Genomic DNA, 24,595 nt, shown 5'->3' on the forward strand with positions numbered 1-24,595 from the left:
GTCCTCGATGGTGGTGCTGAGGGATGTTCTCTTGGTGGGGGCTGGGGCGGTGGCAAGAGGCAAGACGTCGCTCCGTGGCGCGTCCACGCTGGTCGGCGACAGGTGGCGGACGCTGCCTGAGTGGGCGGCATGGTTCTCGGAGATCGGGTACTGGGCGGCAGGCCTGCGCGACGGAGGCTCAAACACGGTAGTGGCGCTGTCCGTTCCGACGCGTGAGTACATCGCAGTGTTGCTGGCTTATGGGGTGGTGAACCGGGCATCCCAGGCCGACGTGGTTCCTGCGGAGTCGGAGCAGAACTTCGACCAGGCCAAAGGCCTGCCCCTTGGCACCTGTGTCCGAGTCATCCCGGTCAAGGGTCCCGGGCAGGGACGGCGCGTGTACACGGGAGTGTTCGGCGGGGCGATTCAGAACCATCATGGGCGGGTCTACGAACTCGCGGGCAGCAAGAGTCCTGGTCGGCGTCCTGGACCGATTTCGTGGTTTCCAGCAGACGACTACCGGCTCCAACTGCTCCGCTGGCCGGACCTGCCAGAGGATTACACGGACAAAAACCGCTTCAGCGAAGAGCTTGAAATACCCGTCGGCGCCGAGAAGCTGTTGGCCGGACAGATGACCGACTTCTACGGACGCTGCTCGCTGCACAGCGTCGTGATAGGGGTAAGGAACACGGTCCTGGCTGAAGCCCAGGTCGTTGTCGGGGCACCCGGAGGACCGGCACTGCCCTTGCAGGATCTCCTGCGTCTGCGCGCAGTCCGCTCGCCTGGATCCCACTACCGCAGTGTGGTGCTGTCGAGCCGGGGCGATCCGGAGGAGTACCGCGACGTCGTGCGATCCTGTCGGCCGGCTGTGGCCGTGCTCGACGGTGCGGCAACGGTTCGGCGGTGGTTTGGAGCAAGTCTCGCGGGCGTGACGGTGGCCGTGGTCGAGCGCACAAGCCCGTCAGCGCTGGCCGCTGCGGACGGGCTCTACGAAAACCGATGGCGCAGCGTGGCCAACGTCGACGTGCCCAGAGACCTCGGCAGCCGTATTCCTCCGGGAGTTGAACTGCTGGCGTGGAAGGGCAGGGGGGCGGCACGATGAGTTTGTGGGAGGTAGACAAGGTCTACCAGCATGCGGGCTGCGCTATCGAGGAGCAGCCTGTGCATCACTCAGGAGTGCACTCGTTCATGCGGACAGCTTCGCAATTCCTACGTGCAGTAGGGGTGTTGGAAAGCTCTGACCTGTGGAGGCAGGCCTGCGTCGAGATCCGGCGTGTCAGGTGGCTCCTCGGTACCGTGCCGGTGCCCCTCAATAGCTTGCAGCTCAGGCTTCAGGAGACGGCGCACAGTTTGGCGGGCATGAGCGCTCGTTTGCGGCAGGCTGCGGATGCCGACCTGGTACGCCAGCTGTCCGCCGTCGCGCAGGCTCTGACCCGTCTGGGGGCGGACTCTTCCAATCCGCTTGCGGCCGGGGTCATGACGTTCCTGTCGTCTGGCCGCAAGGGCACGTCGCTTGTGGCGGTGACCAACCGCTTCTACCAGGACGCCGTTGTCCGCGCGTTTGGCGCGATCCACTACGCAATGGAGATTGGCCTGGTCAGTGACCTGTTGGGGGCTGAGGTGTATGACTCGGCCGTGGTCGTAGGACCGGTCGGCTGGCTTCCGCCGGGTGTGCTGAATGCTCCCCGGGCAGCGCGGCTCGGACTGGTCCACTATGACTTCTACCGTGAGCCGCTGGACATACAGCCACTGTTCGACGAGGGGCCTGTACTGCGCGGCACCATGCCAACGCGCGTACGCCGCCGCGACACGAAGACAGTCGGGACACCGTCCGAGCTCGCGGGCGATACGACGCCTGAGACGGCAGAGTCCCTGCTGACGGATCTCGACGTCGCTTCCCTGGCACAGGATGCTGTTGCAGGACTTCCCATTGAAGCTCTGCGGGACAGTGTTTCAGGCGGTCACGAGGGCGTGGAGGCCCGTGCGGCTCTGCTCGCCGACGGCTCGTATGTCCTGCTGCCCGTGGAATCCAGCGTTCACAAAATCCTGTTGGTTGAGCCGGATCAGGATGATGAGCCGTCTGTAGAGGCCGTCGACGGGGCCTCGATTTCGGTCGGCGACTACGTCGTACTTCGCGGTAACTCCTACTATCAGAGCCTGATCGAGCGGGCCGATGTCGTCCTGGGCGAGGACGCACCCATGCTGCGCGCGCTACAACAGGGGTGGAAAACGCAGCTGGGCGACCGTATTGCCCATCACCCAGATGGTCGTCGGGGGGTTGCGAAGGACTTGGTGGCGCGCGGCGCGGTGACAACCAACCTGGACTACTGGACGAGCCCCTGGTGCATCAGAACCCGGCGTAAAGATGACTTCGCTGTCGTCATGGCGTACCTGGGCCGCAGAGGTGAGGCGCAGGACGTCTGGGCTGCTCTTGGTCGAATCGACCATGCACACCGCAGTGCCGGGCGGGGCTACGCCGAGGCTGTGCAGCGTGCTGTCTCCGGGAATTTGTGGCAGCGGCTCTGGGTGGACCGCTGGTGCGAGATCCCCCTGGACGACACGGACTCGGGCGCGCGGGTGGCTCTGGTCGACGCCGTTCTCCCCGGACAGCTGTGCGTTCCCCCGCATTATCTCTGTCGGCTCCGCACTTCGGAGGCGCCCTGATGGCGCGCATGATCCCGTCGGCCTTCGATCCGGAAGCCACCCCAAGTCCCGGGGAGAAAGAGGTATTCCAGCGGCTGCGCGATGACCCTGGCACGGAAGGTTGGGTGGTGCTGCATTCGCTGGGGATCGCCAACCACCCGCGGCAGATCCAGGGTGAGGCTGATTTCGTCATCATCGTGCCCGGGAAGGGACTCCTAGTTCTAGAGGTGAAGGCCCATCTGCAGGTCAGGCGCCTCCCGAGTGGTGAGTGGCGGCTGGGCAGCCAGCCACCAACTCTGAGGAGCCCGTTCCAACAGGCCGATGAGGCCATGCACGCGGTCAAGGAGAAGCTCATAGGCCACGGCGGTGGGCTCGGAGCTGTGCCTATGACCTCCGCGGTGTTGTTCACGCACAGCCGGTTCGCGGTGTCAGGCCCCATGGAGTGGCACTCATGGCAGGCGATCGACACAGTGGCTCTGCACAGCCGTCCCGTTTCCGCCCTGATCACCGGGGTCCTGGACGCCCACCGCGCGCACCTCACCTCGACTCCCACAGCAGGCTGGTTCAACCCGGCATCCGCCGCTCCCGACGCCGGCCAGACCGACCGGATCCTGGAGGCACTGCGGCCCTCATTTGAGTTTGCCGAACCGCCCAAGCTGCGGCGGCAGCGGATGGAGCGGGAGACGCAGACGTTCACGAAGCAGCAGTACGAGGTGCTCGACATGATCGCCGCCAACCGGCGGTGCATGGTCCGTGGTGCCGCAGGGACGGGCAAGACGTTCGTAGCGGTGGAGGCGGCACGACGGTTCGCCGGAAACGGTCAGAGAGTTTTGCTGTGCTGCTTCAATCGGCAGTTGGGCCACTGGCTCAAAGAAGAGACCGCCGGGGTGGATGGGATCACGGCGGCTCACCTTCACTCTTACATGGCGGGATTGGTGCCCGCTGCACGCCCTGCGGCAAGCGGAGACGACGGGTTCTTCACCGAGGAGCTTCCCGATCTCGCCCTGGAAGCTTTGTTGGAGCGTGACGGCCCGTCCTTCGACGTGCTGGTGATCGATGAGGCACAGGACCTGATGCGCGAGTCCTACCTCAACGTTCTCGACTCCTCCTTGCGCGGAGGTTTGTCTAGCGGTCAGTGGCTGGCGTTCGGCGACTTCACGCGCCAGGCCCTCTATGACTCCGGCGGCGAGGGAATGGAAGCCCTCCACGGGCGGACGGCGGGCGAGCCAGCGGTGTTCATACTGCGTCACAACTGCAGGAGCGTCCCCGACATCACTTTCTACGTGGAAGCGACGTCCGACCTTGACCCGGGCTACACCGGAACGCTGCGGCCCTCGAACGACCGGACCGCCGAGCACCTGTGGTGGACGGACAGCGAGGAACAGCAGCGGCTACTGGCGGACAGGCTCACCCAGCTCACCCGCGAAGGGTTCCGGCCCGAGGACATCGTCGTCCTGTCACCGCTGCGCAATGACCAGAGCGCGGCCGGCAGCTGCCGGGACCCCCGCTGGCAAAACCGGCTCGTGCCCTTCGGCTCCCCGCGGCCGGGGGCGGTGCGATACGGGACAGTGCACGCGTTCAAGGGCCTGGACTCCCCGGCGGTCATCCTCACTGATATCGCCTCTTTCGGGTCGGCGCGCGACCAGACGCTCTTCTATGTGGGCGCTTCCCGTGCCAGGGACGAACTCACGGTGCTGATGTCCCAGAACGCACGCCCTGGCTTCCGCAAGCAGGTCTTCAAGGAGAAGGCAGCATGACCATCAGCGATCACCTCGGTCCGCGTGAGGACGTTATCGACGCCCTGCGGGCCGAGCTGCTCGGCCCGGCGCCCGCCGGCAAGTCCCTCAACCAGGAACCGTTCGGCAACTGGGAGGAAGCCCGCGGCCCATGGGTGGACCCCGAGTCGGGAGAGGAGATCCTCGACCGGGCCCCGCTGGTGCGGTACGGCGTCGGCGTCCTGTACCCCGCTGAGAGCACTGCTCGGCCCGCGGACGAGGATCGCACGGTCGTCGCCGGTCTCGTGGACGGTGAGCTCGACGCAAAGGTCTTCGAGGGCCTGCAGGAAGCTGCACAGCGCACGGTCGGCGGGCCGCCTGAGGACGACGACTTCGACCTCGCCGGCGCGAACGACCGACGTCCCAGCACCATGGGCCTGTCGTTCATGCTGGCGGGCGGGAGTGGTACGGCTCTCCGCATCGTTTTCACAGGAGGCCGCTACCGGCACCAGAACGTGTCTGTGGCGGGCGATACGCGGCGGTGGTGGGTACGCAGCCCCGTTACGGCGGTCTGGGAGCTGTCCGCGGACGAGATCGCCACGGCCAACCGGGTCCTGCGGAAGCCGCAGCCGGACGAGGACGCCTCGCGCAGCATCGACGGGCTCGACCTGGAGCTGATCGTCAACGTACGCAGCCACCAGGACGGCAGGCTGATCACAGTCGCCCTCGTCAACCGGACGGTCCCCGGAACCCAGCCACTCGATGCTGTGAGCCTTTTCCAGGCCGAGATGACCATCGAGCCGCAGGGCGGGTGGCTCGCCCCCTACCCGGAGGCAGCCGAGACCGAGACGCACCCGGACGACGCCTCGTTCAATCTGCTCTACCGGGAAGCACGGACCTTTGCCGTGGGGCACGGCTGCGCTGCGGACTGGGCCGACCCCACAGAGGGCCGGGCCGCCTGGGCCAAGGCCGACCCACTGCCCTGGTACGAGGCACCCAGCATCACCCCCGACATCCGGCAGAACGGCAGCCCGCTCACCGTCTCCATGGAGCAGCTCTCCGGGGACGGCCCTGGCGGTCCTGAGCGCCTGGAGCAGGTCGTCGGCGCGTACGCGGAGTGGATCGAGGGACTCGAAGAGAAGGCTGCCGGCCTCGACGAGCGGTTCCGGCCGACCGCCGCGCAGCACATTGAAGGCTGCCGCAAGGCTCTGGGCCGGATGCGGGAAGGGCTCGAACTGGTCCGTGACGTCCGGAGCGACGTGGGCCGTGCCTTCCGGATGGCGAACCGTGCCATGTTGCGCCAGCAGCTGCGCTCCGGGGCCGACCTGCGTCCGACGCAGTTCGTCGACGGGCGGTACCAGGTGGAGGGAGCCCAGCCGGATGAGAACGAGGCTCGCCGCAAGGGCAAGGGGAACTGGCGTGCCTTCCAGATCGCGTTCCTCCTGGCCGCCGTCCCCTCAAGTGCCGATCCCCTCCATGACGACCGTGAGGTTGTTGACCTCATCTACTTCCCCACAGGCGGTGGCAAAACTGAGGCCTACCTCGGACTGTCTGCCTTCACGATGCTGCTCCGTCGTCTGCGCAACCCCGGTGACACGAGTGTCACCGTCCTCATGCGCTATACGCTGCGTCTGCTGACCGCTCAGCAATTCCTGCGCGCCGCCGCTCTCGTCTGCGCGCTTGAGGAGCTGCGCGCAGACGAGCCGGACCTCGGAACGGTCCCCTTCTCGATCGGGATCTGGGTGGGTGGCGAGACCACTCCCAACCGGCGCGCGGATGCGAAGTCAGCACTTGGCAGGCTCTACCGCGGAGAGCAGGAGAACCCGTTTCTGCTGCTGCGCTGTCCCTGGTGTTCAGCTCAGATGGGTCCCGTCCCCAGCCAGGAGGAAGACACCGCGCCTGGGCAGCGTCGCCGTAGGACCGGTCGGCGCACCGGAGCGGCGGCCCGTACACCCGTAGCCGGGTACGCGGAGTACCGCGGAACCGTGCGTTTCATCTGCCCGGACAACGAGTGCCGCTTCTCCACGGAGGACTCGCCGCTGCCCGTCTACGTGGTTGACGAGGACCTCTACGAGCACCGGCCGACTCTCGTGATCGGAACGGTGGACAAGTTCGCCCTCATTGCCTGGCGGCCCAAAGCAAGGGCCCTGTTCGGCTTTGGATCCGACGGGCTCGGTGCGGACGGGTCCCGGTCCTACTCGCCCCCTTCGTTGATCATCCAGGACGAGCTGCACCTCATCGCCGGTCCGCTCGGCTCCCTCACGGGCCTCTATGAGGGCGTCATCGAAGAACTGTGCACCGACCGGCGAGACGGCACGCGCATCCTCCCCAAGATCGTTGCCTCCACCGCGACGATCCGGCGGCACGAGGAGCAGGTCAAGGCCCTTTACGGCCGTGAGCAGGTACACCTTTTCCCGCCGCACGGCATCGACGCCTCCGACTCCTTCTTCGCCGTCTACGACCGCGACCCGGAGACCGGCACTCGCAAGCCGGGGCGGCGCTACATCGGCGTGCACGCCCCTGCCCTCGGCTCCATGCAGACCACACAGGTCCGCACGTTCGCCGCCCTGCTCCAGGCCGCCAAGGACCTTCCCGAAAGCCTCCGCGACCCCTGGTGGACCCTGCTCGCCTTCTTCAACAGCCTCCGTGAGCTCGGCAACTCACTGTCACTCATGCAGTCCGACATCCCCGACTACCTGAGGACCATCAACAACCGCTCAGCGACGGACCGCCCCGGGATGCGCTACCTCAACTGGGTCGAGGAGATGACCAGCCGCCTCCGGCAGGACCAGATCCCCGAAGCCATCCAGAAGCTCGAGCGGCAGCTCACGGACGAACAGCGGGCCGTAGACGCCTGTCTGGCCTCCAGCCTCATTGAGGTCGGCATCGACATCCCCCGCCTCTCGCTCATGACCGTTGTCGGCCAGCCCAAGAGCACCTCCCAGTACATCCAGGTCACCGGTCGTGTCGGACGACGCATTCCCGGACTGGTCGTCACCCTGTACGGGGCCGGCAAACCCCGCGACCGCAGCCACTTTGAGCGCTTCCGCAGCTACCACGAACGCCTGTACGCGCAGGTCGAACCGACCAGCTCCACCCCATTTGCCCCGCCGGCCCTGGACCGGGCCCTGCGCGCAGTTGCGGTTGCCTACATCCGGCAGACCGGACCGGAGGCACTTGAGCCTCAGCCGTTCCCCGCCGAAGGCTGGGAAGCGGCCAGAAAGCTTCTTCTCGACCGGGTCGACTTCTGCGACTCGGAAGAAGCCGACCGCACAGCCGACATCCTGGACAGGATGCGCAAGGAGTGGGAGGCGTGGCAGCCCGGGCAGTGGGGCGACTTCGGGCCCATGGTCAGCGGTGACCAGCTCCTGCGCCCCCTTGGCCAGTACGCGGACGAGCAGGCGCAGAGTATGAGCTGGGCGATCCCCTCCTCCATGCGCGGCGTCGATGCCGAATGCCAGATCGAGGTCACCTCGGAGTACGCGATCCAGGAAGGACAGTCATGATCCGCGGCAAGGTCCGGCGCTCCCAGATGGTCGCTCCGTTCGGCCCCGGGGCCATGCATGTGCTGTCCGATGGGACGTCGGTCATCACGGCAGGCCTCGACCACTGGTTTCCCCGCGGAGACGACCGTAACCAGGAAGAGTTCCGTATCCACGAGTGGCGCCTGGAACAGCATCTTGGTGTCGATGCGCTCTACTCTCCTCCGGACTACCGCACCCGTTCGGATAACGGGGTCAACACCGGTCTCACCGTCCCGGTCCTCCGATTCCCCACCTGGGGCTTCTGCCCGCGCTGCCGCAAGCTGGCCAAGGACCGGCTCCACCAGGAGAACCGTCCAGCCTGCAAGGATCATGAGTCCTCCAGCCGCAAGCCCTTCTTCGCTCAAGTGCCCTTCGTCGCGATCTGTGAGCGAGGGCACCTCCAGGACTTCCCCTGGTTCGAATGGACGCACAAGTCAGCGTCGCCCTCCTGCCGGGGGCACCGCCTCTCGCTGCGGTCCTCAGGCGGCGGCACTCTGGCCTCTCAACGGGTGTCCTGTTCCTGCAAAGCGACCCGCAGCCTGGAGGGCATCACATCAACAAGGAGTAGTGCCGAGAGTGGCGTTTCCACGTTCCTCTCGGAAGAGCTCGAGCCGGGCGGGCCGGCGTACCTGTGCCGCGGCGGGGCGCCCTGGCTGGGGATCGACCGGGAAGGGGAGCCGTGCGGGAGTCCTCTCCGCGGCAGTCTGCGCGGCGCCGCGAACGTCTACTACTCGCTCCTGAAGAGCTCCATCTTCGTGCCGGAGGTAGCCGCGTCGACTGCTGACCCAAAGGTCCTCGCTGTCCTCCAGGACGGGGCGATCGTACAGGCCCGGCAGAGGGCAGCGGTCTTCCTTGACAAGGGAGAGGCTCTGCCTGTCCACATGCTCCGGAAAGCGGCCCAGGGTAACGCCTTCCTCCTCGACGACTTCAGCGACGAGGAGATCGCTCGCGCACTGGCCGTGCTGCAACAGTCCGAATCCGGAGCTTCAGAGACAGAGGAGCCAGGATCCGCGCAGGACCCAGCTCCATTCCGCGCCACCGAGTACCAGACGCTGCGCGGTGCGATCGAGTCCGAGGAACTGGTCGTACGCGAGCCCCGAGGACAGTACACCGCCAGCGTTGCCTCCGCCTTTTCCCGCGTAAGGCTTGTAGAAAAGCTCCGCGAAACTCGGGTGCTATGGGGCTTCAACCGCGTTTTCGCAGAGTCCCCATACGATGACGCGTCCCGCAAGGCACTGCTGCGCCGCACACCCGCGCGCCCGGGTGGCAACTGGCTTCCCGCCTACGCTGTCAGTGGCGAGGGCATATACCTGGAACTCGACACGACGCTGCTGGGTGCCTGGGAGGAGCGCCAGGCAGTCCTGGCGCAGGCTGAACTACTCACACAGCGCTTCTCGGACCTGGCCGAACAGCGTGGGCTGACCAAGCGCGAATTGTCGCCGCGCTTCATCCTCCTGCACACACTGGCGCACCTGCTCATCAACCAGCTCACCTACGAGTGCGGCTACAGCTCGGCCTCCCTTAGGGAGCGGCTCTACGTGAGCCCCGGCCCGGACGGCATGGCCGGCATCCTCATCTACACCGCCGCCGGGGACTCGGAGGGCACTTTGGGCGGCCTGGTTCGGATGGGCGAGCCCGGTCGGTTGGAGGGAGCGCTGGAGAACGCCCTGGCACACGCTGCGTGGTGCTCCTCGGACCCGGTGTGTATCGAGAGCAAGGGCCAAGGTCCCGGATCCTGCAATCTTGCCGCCTGCCACGGTTGCGCACTGCTTCCTGAGACTGCGTGCGAGGAGTACAACCGCTTCCTTGACCGTGCCTTGGTGGTCGGTGGACTCGGGACGAGCGAGCTCGGATTCTTTGCCACGAACTGAGAGTAGATCTGTGGTTGTGCGTGAGCGTCTCGCTCACGCACAGCATCATTGTCTGGCGCTGTGCCTGAGCGGTTCCGGTGGGCGCCTTGCTGCTCGGAATCTCCGCAGGTGACGGATCTATGACCGCCACGGCGTGGCCGCTCCACAGGTAGTCCACAGCGCGGGGACCAGCGTCGGTCATCTACCGGACGTGAAGATTGCTCTTGGTCATGCCTGGCAAGCGCTTCGAAGAGCTCGCTTCGATTACAAGGAATCAGGGTGACAGAGGGAACATTGGGAGCATGGACTCCCTCGTGCCCTCGTCACCTGCCGTCACGAACCGCATGAGCCGAACGCCTCGCCGAGACACACCTCAGGAGCTGGCCGTTCGACAGATCCTTCATCGGTCTGGGTTGCGCTACCGCATCCACCTCCCGGTGCCGGGCATGCCTCGGCGAAGCATTGATATCGCCTTCACGAAACACAAGGTCGCTATCTTCCTTGACGGATGTTTCTGGCACAGCTGTCCCAACCATGCGACCAGCCCAAAAGCGAACGCGGATTGGTGGCGAGCAAAGCTGGACCGTAATGTAATGCGAGATCGGGAGACCACCGAACACTTGAGCGCCTCGGGTTGGGTTGTATTGCGCTTCTGGGAGCATGAGGTGCCAACCGAAGTCGCTGAGCGGATTCGTGACGTCGTGATGACCCGTAGACAGGCTGTCGCAGGGTGAATCACCGCGGCAAACCGGGGAGCCCGGGAGAGTCCCAACGAACGCTCTACCGGTTGCGCGGACTGGGGCAGGGGCTGGCTGCGCGTCCCAGCTGTATCGACTGGCCAGAGAGCCGGGCCTGCGCTCAGGGGCCATGCTTGTCCATGAGTGGTCCCCTGAGCCACCTCTGCCATCTTGGCAAGGCAGCCATTTAGGACGAGAAATCTAGTGCGTTGTCGTTCGCGGACTGGTACGGCGAGCGCCTCTTCGCTGCGTGAAACGTGGCGGGGCCTGGTTAACTCCCGTCGTAGGCAACCTGCACTCGTACGGTGCCCTTGGCAGTGTGCAGAAAGGCGTCGCCCTGTCCAGCCAGTGCCTCGGCTCCGGTTTCGTCCAGGATGATGCGGCTGTCGGTCGCGGTCTTGACCCGCAGGGCTAGTTGGGCAGGGAAGTTGGAGCGGATGGTCGTCGAGATGACGTCCGCGCTCGGGCGCTGCGTGGCGGCTATGACGTGGATGCCCGCAGCGCGGGCTTTCTGGGTGAGGCGCTTGAGCAGCACTTCGATTTTTTTCTTTTCCTCTGGATCGCTGGTGAGATCTGCGTACTCGTCCAGGACGATGACGATCCACGGCTTTCGGAGTGCTTGGTCGACCTGGGCGTTGTACTCAACGAGCTTGCGCGTGCGGATTGCTTTCATGTCCTTATAACGCACGGCCATCTCTTCGACGGTTTCTTCAAGAATCTCGATGGCGTCGGCGGCGTCCATCCCAATCATGCCGTCAAGGTGAGGGTCGTCCTCGAAGTCGACGAGTTCGGTGCCTTTCGGGTCGACAAGGCGGAGCCTCAGGGCGCTCTTGTCGTACCGGACCAGGCCCTTGAGGATCGTGTCCAGAGCGACGGACTTTCCTGATCCGGTAGTACCTGCTACCAGCAAGTGTGGTGAGTCCGCGGAGGACAGGTCGATGGCGACCGGGTTGCCTTCGATGTCGCTGCCCAGCGGGGCGATGAGGCTCTCGGGGTCGGCCGGGCACCGCTGCCACAGTGCCTTGGCGTCGACCCCGTACTTCTCGTCGTCGATCTTGGGGATCTCGAAGAGCACGGAGCCGCGGTCGCTGCGGGTGCGGATGCTGAACCCGGAGGGCAGTGCCAGGGCCAGAAAGATCTCGTCGCGTCGGTTGGTTAGCTTGTCCACGGTGACCCCAGGGTCGGGGATGAACCGGAAGATGTAGAAGCCGGGCCCCTCCTGCCACTTGCCGTTCTCCGGAGCGGTGACTCCGACCTTGTGGCGATGGAAGACGTCGAGAACTTTGTTGTATCGAAGCCTCAGTTCCTCCTCGCCGAGCCCACCGCGGTGACTATTCAGAGTGTCAGGATCGGCCTCTGCTGCGGTGTCACCGGCAACTACCCCGCTCGGTACGGTCGTTCGAGCGGTCGCTACGGCAACCTCGGCAGGTGCTGCCTGCTCTTCCTGGGCGAGGAGTTCGGAGGAAGTGCCTGAGGTGGGTTTGATGACCGTGTCGGGGATCTTCGCGGGCTCACTTAGGTTCCAGGAGTCAACGAGGTGGTCGGCATCTGTTGGGTCCTGGTTGGCGCGCAGAGCGCCGATGAGGTTCAGCAGCTCGTGTTTGTTCAGCCTCACCAGGGTGTGCCTGCCGAAGGTGTTGACCGCCGGGGCCGGCTGGTCGTCTTCGGCTGAGATGGCCACGGCAACGCCGGAGACTTGACCGAGTTGAACATCCTCGGAGCGCAGGGCGTCTAGGACCTTCGCTTCGACCTGACGATGGTCGTCCTTGCCGATCGTGGTGCGCGCTGGAAGTTCTGCGGCCCGTAGGGCGTTTCCGCTGGTCTGAGCGATCGCGGCGGCCAGCTCGTCCAGCCAGAAGGGACGGTCGTGGCGAGCCTCGCCGTCCGAGCGGAAGGCATCCTTGCACAGGTCGGTGGTGCGGTTGAGCTGCTCTTCCGCCGAGCCGACGTCGAAGGTCTGGCGGAACTTGGATTCGGCGACCAGGACATCCAGGCGAACGATGCCGTCGTTCTGGACCGTCAGTATGAATCGGCCCAGATCGGCACGGGTTTTGTGTCCGCGACCGAACCACCGGTGGTGCTCGTCGAAGCTGATCCAGGTGATGAGGCTCGTGCCCTGCTGAGGGATGGGAAACTGCTGGTCGATGACAAACCGCGTGGCCACAAGGCCGACGACTTCGTTGACCGTGGTGCCGATGCCGAGGGAGCGCAGCACGGCGCCAGGAGCCACGTTGCGGCCCACCTCGTAGATTCGCTTGGCGGTGCCTTCGGAGTCCTGCGGGGTGACGACGCCGATTTGCTCCAGGCGGCGTCGTAGTCGCTGGACGACGAACTGCTTGCCGGTCTGTGAGCTGACGATGAGGGTGTACGACTCGTTCTTGCCGACACTCGGCTTGACGAGGATGACGTCTGGGCGGTTGCGCAGGGCATCGATCTGCTCACGGCCAATGAAGCTGTCAAGGGTGACGACCCAGTGGGCCACGCTGTGCAGTTCGGCGAACAGATCCTGGTGCTGGTCGAATTGCACCTGCATCTCGAAGTAGTCGATGCCGTCGACACTCTCCCGGGAGACCGGGGAACGGCGGTCGTAGCGCACGCATAGGGTGGACCAGGACTCAAGAGTCTCGTCGGCGGTTTCGGGCAACAGCGCTCTCACGACGTTCTCGCTAGTCTGAGCCAGGTTGTGTGAGGCCGGGTGCTTCCAGGGGTTGAAGGAGCCCGACAAGGATTCCTTCTTGGTGCTCTCCTTGATACTGGTCTGGGTGCCGAACAGCGCCGGAGCCAAGGCTAGGTCGATGGTTCCTTCCAGCCCCGACAGGTCTGTTGTCTGGTCGGGCTCCCATGCCTGCAGGATGAGTTGAACGTCGGGCAGGAAGCTGTCGTCGGACATCTCCGCGCCGGAGAACTGCAGGTCGAAACCCTGGATGATCTCGTGATGGGTGGTCTGGGGAGCCAGGACCACCAGATCGACCTTCAGACGGGGATTCTTGGCCCGTACCTGCTTGGCCACACGCACGGGCAGGACAGGGTCGCCGTTGCGGTCCAAAAGCAGTACGCGTAGGCCGTCAAGCTTGTGGGGGTAAGTCGTCAAGTAGTCGGTGATGACGCGGACCATCTCGTCGATCGCGGCCTCGTCGACGCTGGAGAGCCATTCCTTGGACTCGTTGCCGCCGCGGCGGACCGGTGCGTACTCCTCGTGGCCGGCCGATTCCCGCATCGGGATGGCGATCGTGCCACGCGGCCCGACGAGGACCGCCGGAGTTCCGTGTGGGGAGATGCGGTCGATAGCGTCGAAGAAGAGGTCCTCGTTCTCCTGGTTGAGGCTCAGGCCTCCCTCTTTGTTGAGGGCAATCTCAATGCTGTCGGAGGTCTCTGTGTAGTTCCTTGCCAGCCATCGCAGCTTCAACGGGTGGGTGGCCAGCATCATCATGCGGTGATCGGCCAGCTCGACGACGTCGGCCAGCACGACTGCCTCAAGGTCTGCATCCGGAGCGTTGTCGGGAACCAGGGTGGCGCGGGCTTCGCGGAGGATGTCTTCCCACTCGCGTACGTATTCGCCGATGTTCGTGGCGTCGAGCCCTTCGGAGAAGCGCTCGAAGTGCTTCCGCTTGAGGCGGTCCAGCCGGCCGGCGAAATGAGTTTCAGGGGCAGGCACCGGTTCGTCGGTCTGCCACTGTCGGGGGTCGTTGAACTTCTCAAGGAAGGTGTCGAACGTCAGATTGCTGGCGTGGCCAGGGGGGGTTTGCCAGCTGTCGATGAGGGCTGCCAGTGCTATCTGCCCGGGGATGCCCATGGGGTCCCAACGAAAGCGTCGCTGGGCGGCTCCGTCCATTTCGACCAGGAAGCGCAGCGGGGCCCACTCGATATTTAGTTCGAACGGTTCTTGGGTTTCTTGGTTCTCCGGCAGGGACGGCTTGGTCACGTCCAGCAGGCAGCCTTGAACCTCCAGAGTCAGGCGGAGGCTGGTCGATTCCTGAATGTCACGCAGGGTACGTGCGTACAGGAAGGCGAACAACCAGCGGCTCCACCGCCCGGCTTCCTGGTTTCCTTCAAGTCGTACGACGACGGAGCCGTCTTCTTCGTCGGAGAAGTAGGTCAACTCGCGCAGCAGGGCACGCAGTGGGTCCTGGACGAACTGGGAGTCTGGGAAGGCGAGCTTCTCAACCTTGCGGCGTGAACGCTTGGACAGCAGGTCGGCCAGCGGTTCAGCGCCGCCGGCGGGTGCCTCGTCAAGGAAGCGCTGGGCGGATTCCTGATCTCCGCGGTTAAGCGCTTCTTCGATCATCATCGCGTCGAAGTCGTCGACCCGGTCCGCGGCGGTCCTCTCGATCTCCTGCTTGACCTGCTGGCCAAGGCCAACCTTCTTGGACTTCTGCTCGAAGACCTCGAGCCAAAGGGTCAGGTCCTGCCCACTGCGCAGTTGACCACGATCCTGCAGGGCAGGCCCACGGTCGTCGAGATTGAGTACGAGGTCGCGCATGCGCGTTTTGACAGTCTCTGAGTCCGCACCGATGTGTTCTAGGGATTCCTCGCTGAACTCAGCCGTGGCAATGCGGTCTATCAGGTCGTCCGCGGTGATTTCCTTGCCAGTGGGCTGCTTGAAGGCGCTGACGCATACGTTTTTCTTGATCCGGGCCGGCAGTGCGGCAGGCTTGGCAAAGAGGCTCCGGTCCGGGAAGAGGCCAAGAGCGGGCAGGGCTGCAGAAATCTCGGTACAGACGGCGTCAGGTGTGTGGACCCGAGTTGCTACGACCCTATGCGCCGTCTCGACGAGGAAGGCGGCCCAGCGGTGCAAGGACAGGGGATCTTCATCGGTGACGGCACGCCAGATCTCCGGCAGCGAGTCGGCCATCACGGCCGGAACTGTGCCGCTGCCACCCGCCTCCCGCCATACATCTGCCATGAACCTGTCGAATCCACGCTCGCTGGAGGTGTCATGGTGGTCGCCCAGGATCGGGGCGTCGTCAAGAGCGTTCATGGCCGCCAGGCCCTCTGCGTCCGGAGACTGCCCCCACTCGAACAGCAGCACCGCGGTGCCCTGTCCGGAATTTCGCCACTTGGTCAGCTGGTCTCCCCGATTCAGCAGGAACTCATCGGGTACGCCAGCGATCTGTTCCGACGTGCCTACCTTGACTACAACCTGAGGTTCCGGCGACTCGGACAGCTTCTGGGCCGTGCGACGGAGGGCCTCGGCCACGGTCGGCTGATCGAACCCACTGATACGCAGACCGACACGGGCCCCGCTGGTCTCAGTGACCTTGCGCAGTGCTTCATCGGCGATGAACCGGCCGAGCGCTCGGATGCTGCTGTCGGTCAACGGGGCTCCCCTCGTACCATGCTGGTTGCGTCCGAATACTGAGTGAGCAGACCGATAGCGGCCAGCTTCTCCCGGAAGGCCTTGCCGTTGTGTTCAAAGACCGACGAGTCGACCTCATGGGCCAACGGGCTCACAGCCGCGACCGTTCTCTCCGTCACTAGACCGTAGTTTTTGTACAGCAGCGCACAGAACTGGTCGAACTCCATCTCCGTGCCCTGCCGGATGGTGGCAGACACCAGGGCCTCAAGCATCGGCGGCTTCATGGTGAAGTGTCGGCGCCCGGTCGTCGCATTCAGGGCTCCCACAGCGGCGAGGGTCTCACTGAAGAACGCTCGAGGCGATGCGAACGCGTTGCCGGTCTCTTTGGTGAATCGCTCGTAGCGGCCCTTCTTAGCCTCGTCGCCTTCGGCTTCGTTGATCATTTCTCGGGCCTGGGCGTTGATCGCGTTGGCGATGTCGTTGCGGAAGCTGGTGAGGTTCCTCTGCGACCCGCTGCGCAGCGGGGTTGCCTCGTTGCCGAAGTCCAGGAGGATTGACTCGCCATCGGTAAGGCCCAGCTTCCTGCGTGCGAGGCGAAGCTGGTGGCGGGCCAAGCAATAGGGGACCCAGTGCATGAGGCTCTCGGTGCGCTTGGCCCTGGGCGTCGTAGTCCGGGCGACGATGTTACGAGCCCCAATCCGCAGCAGGCCAGGCCACGGGCTGAGGTCCTCGTAAAGAGCAATGTCGCTTTCTGAATCGTCTTCGTAGGGCTCTTCGTCGTAGTCGAAGTCGTGGGCGCTGAGTGCCTTGGCGAGGTTGCCAAGCGGGGTGCCGCTGTCCCGGACGAGGTCATCAAGGCCCTGTCGGGTCGCTGCCTTGCGGTCAGGATCAGGGTCGCTACGCAGGACCTTGTAGGCCCAGCCCCCAGGGCCGCGGAACAGATAGCGCTCGATGCTCGGAGCCTTCGCCTTGGCCTTGGCCGCGAGCTTCCTGGCCTGCTCCTTCTTCTTGGGGGTGGCGCCGCGTTGAAGGATTGGTCGGTCGACTGCGTCGTAGTGGATGAGTTCACCGACGAACGGATAGATGTGCGCCCCGAACCAGCTGGGCTGACTGCGGCGCCCCGGGATTTCGACCAACAGGGACGAGAACAGGGCGTGGAGCGTCTCCAACGTCTCGGGAGAGTCCAGCTCGACCGCTTTGCTGAGTTCTTCGTCGCCTTCAGCGATGGGGGCCTTGGTTGCGATCCTCCGAGCCAGGTCGTGTGAGGTCCTTTTGTAGACGACCCGGTCCCCGGCGTCCAGGAGTCCCGCGTGCTTCTCTGGGTCTTCCTGATGTGCCAGGTAGACGCCGCGGGCGATCGCGAGCATCTCCAGCGGGACGTAGAAGCCTCGGCCCTGCTGTTCAAGATTTACCCCGAAGAGACGGCGGACGACTTCCGACTTGGAACGATCAGCCATTACGCCCGCACCGACCTGATCTTGTCGCCGACGTCGATCATGAGCTTTCTCATGACGTTGCCCACAAGTACCTGGATCTCGTCGTCCTTGTTCAATGAGTCAGCCAGGTCTGCCAGAGACCCGCTCAGTCCGCGGATCTCGGCCTCGTGCTGGACCTCGCTGCGCAGCCCTGCGGCCCACCGTGTCAGCAACTCGAAGCGTAGAAGATCCACTTCGACCGAAACTGCGCCTTGGCCAGGAGCGACGGCCGGGATCCGGATGAAGATGGAGCGGTTGAGCCACTCGACAGCATTCCGCATCCCCGGGATGTCGCCCGTTCGGCCTTCCTTCTGCCACTGGGTGACCTGGTCGACCACCTCGACGTTCTTGCTGGACACCCGTCGGGAGATCACGGCTGCGCGGGCGCGTTGGGCAAAGAAGGCGGGGTCGAGCACGAGGAAGTCAGGGTTGCTCCCGGCTCGGTGGATACCCTGGACGGCTTCCAAACCCTTGAGAAAACGGTCGCGCACCGTGGTGTCCGTCAGATCCCCCCTCTCGTTCTGGACAGTGACGAAGTCGTCGCCGGCCTGCAAGCCCATGCGGGCAAACCGGTCCTTGCTGTCGATGCTGTTGAAGAAGTCAGCACGTCGCAGGAACGTGTACAAGCCCCGCAGCTGTTCGGCCTGCTTCTGCGCGTCTCGGGTCGTACGGGCCTTCTGTAGGTAGCTTTTGGGATCCCCGGGAGGAAACCGGCCCGCTGTGTCCGGATCGAGACGGTCGTCAACCTGGCGACGAGAGACCTTGCCCGGGTCCAGCTTGCGCAGCGTGAGGAATGCAGGAACACGACGACGCTGTTGCTGGGTCAACTGGTCACCGAAGAGCGCCTGATGGTACAGGTGGGGAGCTTGCCACAACCTGTTCGAGTGCGACCGCTGGTACTTGGCGTGGACGTTCTCACAGGACAGCCCACCAGTGATCATGTAGCTGGTCACCGAGAGCGCCTGACGAGTCGTGACGACGGCTCCGGTGCGCTCGGCGGCAGCAAACAGCTCTCGGATCGCGGCCCGGCGCTGAGGCCCGTGAGTGGCATCGTTCAACTCGTTGCGGTTGGCCAGAATCGGGCAGACCTCACGCGCATCACACGTCTCACAGGGCTTCCATCGCGACCATTGCGGTGTCGTCCACTGCCTCAGAACCCAAGGGACGAACCCACCAGTGCGACTGTCGGCCGCTACGGACTGGTAGTTGAGGTTGATGACAGTGACTGCGCCATCAGGGTCGCTGACCTGCCCACGAGCAATGCCATCCGTGAGGGTTTTCACCAAAATCTTGGCGCGCCCGGTGCCGCCGCTGTCGAGATTGTCGTCTTCGGCAACGCACTTACGCAGCTGGCCCTCGTTTGCACAGATGATCGCGACCCCCTTGTCCGGGGGGGCAAGCAGCTCCACGAGCTTGTGGGCGCCCGCCCGAAGGCTTAGCTCGCTGAGGTCCCTGAGGATGTACAGCGGGCGCCCGCTACGGGTCAGGGCAACGGGTCGGCTGGCGTCTCCGTCTTTGAGCAACTCGTTGAAAACTGTCCTTCGGACATCTGATGGGATTGTTTCGCCACCCATCCTCAGCTCAGCCAGAAGGTTCGCGCACAGGCTCGTCTTGCCGTGCCCGGCGTCCCCGGTGAGGACGATGGTCTTCGTGGTTGGTTGCTCAATGGCGGTCACCAGGTACTCCAGCGTCGCCACGGGGTACGGTGACTGCGTCCGGTCCGCCTGGTCCGCCTGCTCGTAGATCATCTCCGAGGCGTCGACATCAAACGGCTGGTAGCGACGTATTCGTCGGACGTGCTTGTTTACCTCTAGCGGCATGCTGCTGTCCTTAGTCGACCGAGCCGTGAGCGCTGCAAAAGTCTAACTGTCACCGCTCCTGACGATAGATCAAATGCCGTCTTAGGGCACTGATGTGCGCCTGTCCCGTCAGCGCCTGACCGCGCCGGGGATCTTGAGAATCTTGGTCATCGTGCTTGATGCTGAGGCGCGCGTTGTTACTGCGATCGCGTTTAGGACGTACGGGACGTAGGCCTCGTCGAGTCGCGGTAGCAGCAGCGGCGCACCTGATGGCCCTTGACGAGCTCGCTCAGGGCGCCCCTGATGCCGGAAGGTGAGGCGTGGAACCGTCTTGGTCGGCACGTCAGGCGACGCTGAGGTATCGGTCTACTCCGCGCGCTCATCCTTGATCGAGTACCATGACCGTTCGTTCCGCCGGTTCTAGAGGTAATGCCAGATGGGGGTCACACGTGGGTGAGCGGTACCCCTTGCGCGCCAAGCGGCGACCGAAGTTTGAGGGAGGGGTCGGCTCCCTCCGAGTCGTGGACCTCTTCGCCGGCTGCGGTGGCCTCACTCTCGGTATCGCTCAGGCAGCCCACAAGCATGACGTCTCGCTCGATGTTCGCCTCGCAGTTGACTTCGAGGCAGCTCCCACCAAGGTTTTCAAGGTCAATTTTCCTGAGGCCAACGTCCAACAGGGAACCGTCGAGTCCTATTTTGATGGTGACCTTGGCGCCTCGTTGACCGCTCAAGAGGCCGAGACTCGCTCGATGGTGGGTGAGGTGGAGCTCCTGATCGGCGGGCCGCCATGCCAGGGGCACAGTAACCTCAACAACCATACCCGCCGCGATGATCCCAAGAACCGCCTGTACTTGCGTATGGCTCGCGCTGCAGAGGTTTTGCGCCCCAGTGTAGTCGTCATCGAAAACGTGCTGGCCGTTGTCAATGACAAGCAGCAGGTGGTCTCACGCGCCATCGTTCACCTCAAGAAGCTTGGATACGAAGTCGCCACCAGTCGTATCGACCTACTCAAGCTCGGCGTGGCCCAGACACGCAAGCGCCACATACTGCTGGCCGTCCGCGAAGACGCGCTGCCTTTCGGTTTCTCGGCTGCTGACCTGCTGCAGATCGAAGACCGCAATGCCACACCCCATGACCTGCGTTGGGCGATCGGCGACCTGCTCGACGTGCGACCGAAGTCATTCTTCGATGAAGCTGCCATACCCAACGCGGATAACCAGCGGCGTATGGAGTACCTCTTCAAGAACGACGAGCACAATCTGCCGAACGAAGAGCGCCCCGAGTGTCACCAGGGCAAGCACAATTACACCTCAATGTATGGCCGCCTGTGGTGGGACCGTCCGTCTCAGACCATTACCAGCGGCTTCGCAACGATGGGGCGCGGACGGTTTGTCCATCCTGGTGTCCCCCGATGCCTGACAGCCCACGAGGCCGCGCGTATCCAAGGCTTCCCAGACTATTTCAAGTTCGTCGACGAGAGGGCCAAGCCTCGCTACGAGCTGACTCGCACCGAGGTTCAGGTCATCATCGGCAACGCCGTCCCCCCACCCCTGACCGAGGCGCTGACCTCCGTGCTCTTCGATGCTGAAGTTCTGCAGGTGAAGGACGACGTTTCCCGGCAGCTTGAGGACGACTTCGCTGCCTCTGCTGTTGACCTCGCCTGCTGAGCCTGCAACGGGCTGACTCCATCCGAGGGCATTTTGGAGTAGGCGAACTGCCCGCTGGTGGCCTAGCACTTCCCTCGCCGGGTTGGTGCGGCCTTTTCCGTTGCGCCTCGGTGATTGTCCCTTGGCCGCTCCTTGTGTTGCGGCCACCGATTAACGGTCATGCCATGGGTTCGACGGAGTTTCAGTGGCCGAGTCGAGCGTTGGCCGACAGGGGCGGCGGTGGCGTCGGCCGGAGAGGTGGACGCCCGCTTTGGGGGTGCTTTGGGGGCACGGGAGTACAGCAGGTGGCCTCCGGCTTCGCCGGCCGAGCTAGAGATCTTCAATGGCTGGGGTTACGGCGGTTGGAGGTCGAGTCCGGTCTTGGCGATGAGCCCCTCGATGAGGTGGGGTCGGTACTGCATCCGTTTCAGCCGCGTCCTCACCAGCGCGGTGAGCTGGTCGAGGCTGTGTTTGGTGAGATTGGCCAGCGACCTCTTCAGGTGCGACCACACGCCCTTGACCGGGTTGAACTCCGGAGCGTACGGCGGCAGTTGGTAGACGGTCAGCCATAATCGCGCGGCGATCAGCCGTCGCATCGTGTGGCTGACGTGCGTGTTCAAATTGTCCCAGACCAAAACGATGGGGCCGCCGAGCTGCTGGTGAGCGGCATCCAGCAGGCGGGCGTAATCGGTCTCGGTGAAGCCCTTGCGTCGGCCTTTGGCGGGGCCTCGGTCCACGTGAATGCGGTAGATCAGCCGTGGCCTGCGGCCGGCCTTCGTGCAGATCAGCGCGGCCATCGAGACCCGTTTGGTGCCCGCGGCGGTGACCTTCACGACCGGCGTGCAGCCTCGACGGCCCCAGGTGCGGCCCTTCGGCGGCCTCAGGCCCTGACCTGCCTCGTCCTGGAAGCAGAGCCAGGCGCCCAAGTCCGCCGCCCTCTTTTTATGACGGGCCACTGCTCGTCCTTCCAGGCGGCAATCTTCGCCTCGTCCCGCTCGGTGGCCTTGCGGGCCGGGACCTGCACGCTCCAGCCGATGCGGTGCAGCAGCAGGTCGAGCCCGGCCAGGGTGTATTCGACGTCGAACCGGCGGCGCACGACCTCGCCGATGCGGGCCAGAGTCCAGCACTGGTCGCTCCAGCCACTCGCGGCCGGACCGGCCTCCAACACCGCCTCCAGAGCACGTAGTTGAGCGGCGCTGAGCTTGCAGCGGGCGCCACCGGGGCCCTTGGAGACCAGCGCCTGGCGGCCGCCCGAGGCCAGGGCCCGGCGCCAGCGGTTCGCCGACATCCGGGTCACCCTGAACCGCCGAGCCACCTCCCGGTCACTGGCCCCCGCCTCGATCAAGTCAGCTGCCGCGAGCCGGACTTGCTCACGCCGATCGCGCTCCTCGGCCGTCAGCCCACCGCCATCGGGATACCTCACCCCTCCGGCATAGCGCAGCCCACGACAACCGTCACGACCCCACGTAACCCCAGCCATTAAAGATCTCTAGCGCCGTGTATGCATCCGCTGGCCACCCCTATTGATCGCTGCTGACCCCTGCTTCTGGCACTGGCTATGGCACGGCGACCTCTTTGTGCCGAAGCAACGGTGGGACGGCCGGAACCTACTCCGTGCCCCGTCTGAAACCTCAGCCGCCGACAGTCAGCCACGACGGCGGGTGAGCCGATCGACCACGCACGCGTATGCCTCGCTGCACCCCCACCCCCCTCAGCCACGCTGCTGGGTCCTTCAACCAGAGCAAGCCACCAGGACTTTCAGCTCGGATACAACAGATCGGCACTCGTCCACATCACGAGACGTTCCTCACAGGAGGGTGACCGGTATACGCGCGAAGATTGGCACTCCGTGACAAGGAGGAGCGCTTATGGATCTTCGATTTCCGGGAATGAAGGATTCCGCGCAAATCCGGGACACTCAGTGCCATTCATTCTTGAAGTGCCTTCTGTGGCTGTGCCGTAACCTGGCTGACAGTCATTCAGCTTAGAGTAAGCAGCACTTCGATCCCAGGAACGGACATGACCTCCTACGGCTACCGCCTTTTCACCTTCCAGGTATTCCGAGGTTTCAAGCGAACGCCTCTGGACCTCGCTGACTGCAAGGGGCAGCCGTACCAGGAGATAGCCGAGTCTCTTCTGAAGATCCTTTCTGTTGGTACAGCGGTAGGCGACCCCACGGATGACGGTCAAGCCGAGGTGGAGGAAGAAGGCGCGTTCGGCAAGCCAGCTCTGCGCGTCGAGGATGTTAGGACCGTTGACAACACCATCCGGGCAACAGTATGGGCAGGCAAATTTGGCAGCCACGTGATGGCTATTGGAGATGCCTCGGGAAGCGACACCGACATTAAGGATAAAGCTGCAAGCAATCTCTTTCGCGTGATTCTCACCTTTCCCGAGGAAGGTGACATCGGAATTCTTGCAGTCGAGTCGATCGGTCGATCTTGCCCTGTGGCACCGCTCATCAGATGGATGACCAAGAAATCCCGCGATGAGGCAACTCAGGGAAGCAATGAAGGCGTCTGGTGGCGACTCTCTGCATCCCCCCTAGCCGATGAAGACCGTCTTGCCGAGATGATTCGTGAAGGACAGGCTCAGACTCTCGTGCTGGTGCGGCATGCTATTACTGTGGGAAGGACCCGCGCCGTGAAGGATGTGGAAATAACTGCATCCCTGGCCATCTCGGGCCGAATGGAAAAGACGGTACAGGTTGTGCAGGGTTGGTATCGGCGAAATAAGCGAACAGAAGGGATTGAAGAGGCCGGAATTACCAACGAGCAGGGCGCTAGGCAGTTGGCGGCAATCGTCGGTCCACAGATCGCGGACATGGACCTTGACGATGGCTGGGTGCAGATCGAGGACCCCGACGGCCAGGTCAAGCGTGTGAAGCCCACGCAGATGACCGACGTTTTCACGTACCGCCTGTCCGAGGACCACCAGCCTGTCACACCTAGGTTCTATGCTGCGGTGAGAGAGACGGCATTGGGGATCCAGCCTGCGGCGAAAGTGGGCATTGACTGGCCCGTCTCCTAACCGAGGGGGAGGCGTGAGTTGTTTAGTCGGTTCAACTTCATCCCAGTCCTGCGTGGCCACTGGAAGGGTTTGACAGACGGCAGGTATGCGCCTCCTAGACCCGACGTATTGGCGCGCTCGGCACTCCTTATCCCAATAGCGGTCTTCCTCCTTATGTGGCTGAAGAAAGGGCATCTTTCTACACCTGGAGCGCTGCTGACTGGCGTAGCTCTGCTGGCGGGTGGAATGTTGAGTGCATTTACTCACCTATCTACCCTCCGGCTTAAAGTCAAAGAGTGGGTGGGTGTTTCCGAAGTCAGTCGCTATGAAGTAGAAAAAGGTATGCTCGACGAGACGGCCGCACATCTCCTTACAGGTTCCCTCTTGTGCGCGTTTGACGTAGCCTCGCTGGTCATCGGGATGAACGTGAGTGTAACCAAAGAGGGTCACCTTTACGGATTCTGGGCGGCCCTTTCTGCGGCGATTAGCTCCTACGTCCTAGTGATCTTCGTTTTTCTTGTCCCGCGCCTCTACTCGGCGTACGTTGAGATCAATGACGTGAGCCCCAACCTCAATGGGTTCGTAGGTCTAAAGAGAAAAAGGCGACAGCCGCCTGGAAGGTAAGGGTGCTGCGCGATCATTGAAATGGCTTGGAGCTCCTTTGGTGTGATTGATTGATTGATCGAGGCTCACACCAAAGTGGCTCCGCGAATCCGTGTCGTCGACTATTCCGGTCGCGCCCTACCTCTTTTCGGGCATCAATTGGCTGATTGCTGTGCGCGCGGCACGGGCGCCGACCGGGCTGGAGCGGGGCGAAGACAGGAGCGCAGGCCCGGCCGGGGGCCGGGCCGCGCGCGGGGAGCGGAGCGAGCCGCCTTGAACCCGTAAAGAAGGTTGTTACTCAACGGCTGGCAGAGGCTGT

General features: G+C 64.0%; 14 protein-coding genes. 9 read left to right on the top strand and 5 right to left on the bottom strand.

What is annotated here, in order from left to right; genetic code table 11:
- Window positions 1-7: 7 nt before the first annotated feature.
- From OG975_RS14065 to OG975_RS14090, 6 genes are all read left to right on the top strand, one after another.
- Complete coding sequence (locus OG975_RS14065; protein ID WP_406329457.1) at window positions 8-1,081, top strand: hypothetical protein; 1,074 nt, start codon at window positions 8-10, stop codon at window positions 1,079-1,081.
- Window positions 1,078-2,643, top strand: a complete 1,566-nt coding sequence (locus OG975_RS14070) for a hypothetical protein (RefSeq protein WP_406329458.1) — start codon at window positions 1,078-1,080, stop codon at window positions 2,641-2,643. The genes OG975_RS14065 and OG975_RS14070 overlap by 4 nt, the downstream gene beginning before the upstream one ends.
- Window positions 2,643-4,379 (top strand): NERD domain-containing protein, encoded by a 1,737-nt coding sequence (locus OG975_RS14075; protein ID WP_406329459.1) that lies wholly within the window; start codon window positions 2,643-2,645, stop codon window positions 4,377-4,379. The genes OG975_RS14070 and OG975_RS14075 overlap by 1 nt, the downstream gene beginning before the upstream one ends.
- Window positions 4,376-7,843, top strand: coding sequence for a helicase-related protein (locus OG975_RS14080; protein ID WP_406329461.1), 3,468 nt, complete (start codon window positions 4,376-4,378; stop codon window positions 7,841-7,843). Before OG975_RS14075 ends, OG975_RS14080 begins: the two co-directional genes overlap by 4 nt.
- On the top strand, window positions 7,840-9,732 hold the full coding sequence (gene drmB / locus OG975_RS14085; protein WP_406329462.1) for a DrmB family protein: 1,893 nt from the start codon (window positions 7,840-7,842) through the stop codon (window positions 9,730-9,732). Before OG975_RS14080 ends, drmB begins: the two co-directional genes overlap by 4 nt.
- Before the next feature lie 281 nt (window positions 9,733-10,013).
- The gene (locus OG975_RS14090; protein WP_406329463.1) at window positions 10,014-10,445 is read left to right on the top strand and encodes a very short patch repair endonuclease; all 432 of its coding nucleotides are present in this window, start codon (window positions 10,014-10,016) and stop codon (window positions 10,443-10,445) included.
- 274 nt (window positions 10,446-10,719) lie between these two features.
- On the opposite strand, the gene OG975_RS14095 is transcribed toward OG975_RS14090, so the two are convergent.
- Genes OG975_RS14095 through OG975_RS14105 form a run of 3 tightly spaced genes read right to left on the bottom strand, consistent with a single transcriptional unit; the run spans window position 10,720 to window position 19,039 of the window.
- Window positions 10,720-15,765, bottom strand: a complete 5,046-nt coding sequence (locus OG975_RS14095; RefSeq protein ID WP_406329464.1) for an FtsK/SpoIIIE domain-containing protein — start codon at window positions 15,763-15,765, stop codon at window positions 10,720-10,722.
- The gene (locus tag OG975_RS14100) at window positions 15,762-17,201 is read right to left on the bottom strand and encodes a hypothetical protein (protein WP_406329465.1); all 1,440 of its coding nucleotides are present in this window, start codon (window positions 17,199-17,201) and stop codon (window positions 15,762-15,764) included. Before OG975_RS14100 ends, OG975_RS14095 begins: the two co-directional genes overlap by 4 nt.
- Complete coding sequence (locus OG975_RS14105; RefSeq protein WP_406329467.1) at window positions 17,201-19,039, bottom strand: hypothetical protein; 1,839 nt, start codon at window positions 19,037-19,039, stop codon at window positions 17,201-17,203. The genes OG975_RS14100 and OG975_RS14105 overlap by 1 nt, the downstream gene beginning before the upstream one ends.
- 500 nt (window positions 19,040-19,539) lie before the next feature.
- On the opposite strand from OG975_RS14105, the gene OG975_RS14110 reads away from it, so the two are divergent.
- Entirely contained in the window at window positions 19,540-20,685 is a 1,146-nt protein-coding gene (locus OG975_RS14110; protein WP_406329469.1) for a DNA cytosine methyltransferase, read from the top strand.
- A 332-nt stretch (window positions 20,686-21,017) separates the two neighbouring features.
- Here the strand turns inward: OG975_RS14110 and OG975_RS14115 are convergent, their stop codons facing one another.
- Together OG975_RS14115 and OG975_RS14120 are read right to left on the bottom strand one after the other, a co-directional pair.
- Complete coding sequence (locus OG975_RS14115) at window positions 21,018-21,620, bottom strand: transposase (RefSeq protein ID WP_406329470.1); 603 nt, start codon at window positions 21,618-21,620, stop codon at window positions 21,018-21,020.
- On the bottom strand, window positions 21,545-22,144 hold the full coding sequence (locus OG975_RS14120) for a winged helix-turn-helix domain-containing protein (RefSeq protein ID WP_406329472.1): 600 nt from the start codon (window positions 22,142-22,144) through the stop codon (window positions 21,545-21,547). The genes OG975_RS14115 and OG975_RS14120 overlap by 76 nt, the downstream gene beginning before the upstream one ends.
- A gap of 539 nt (window positions 22,145-22,683) precedes the next feature.
- Here OG975_RS14120 and OG975_RS14125 point away from each other — a divergent pair.
- Together OG975_RS14125 and OG975_RS14130 are read left to right on the top strand one after the other, a co-directional pair.
- The gene (locus OG975_RS14125; protein ID WP_406329473.1) at window positions 22,684-23,694 is read left to right on the top strand and encodes a hypothetical protein; all 1,011 of its coding nucleotides are present in this window, start codon (window positions 22,684-22,686) and stop codon (window positions 23,692-23,694) included.
- 69 nt (window positions 23,695-23,763) lie between these two features.
- Entirely contained in the window at window positions 23,764-24,297 is a 534-nt protein-coding gene (locus OG975_RS14130) for a hypothetical protein (protein ID WP_406329475.1), read from the top strand.
- Window positions 24,298-24,595 lie beyond the last annotated feature (298 nt).

The sequence above is a fragment of the Streptomyces sp. NBC_00203 genome, assembly GCF_045206325.1.
GTDB lineage: Bacteria > Actinomycetota > Actinomycetes > Streptomycetales > Streptomycetaceae > Streptomyces > Streptomyces lutosisoli.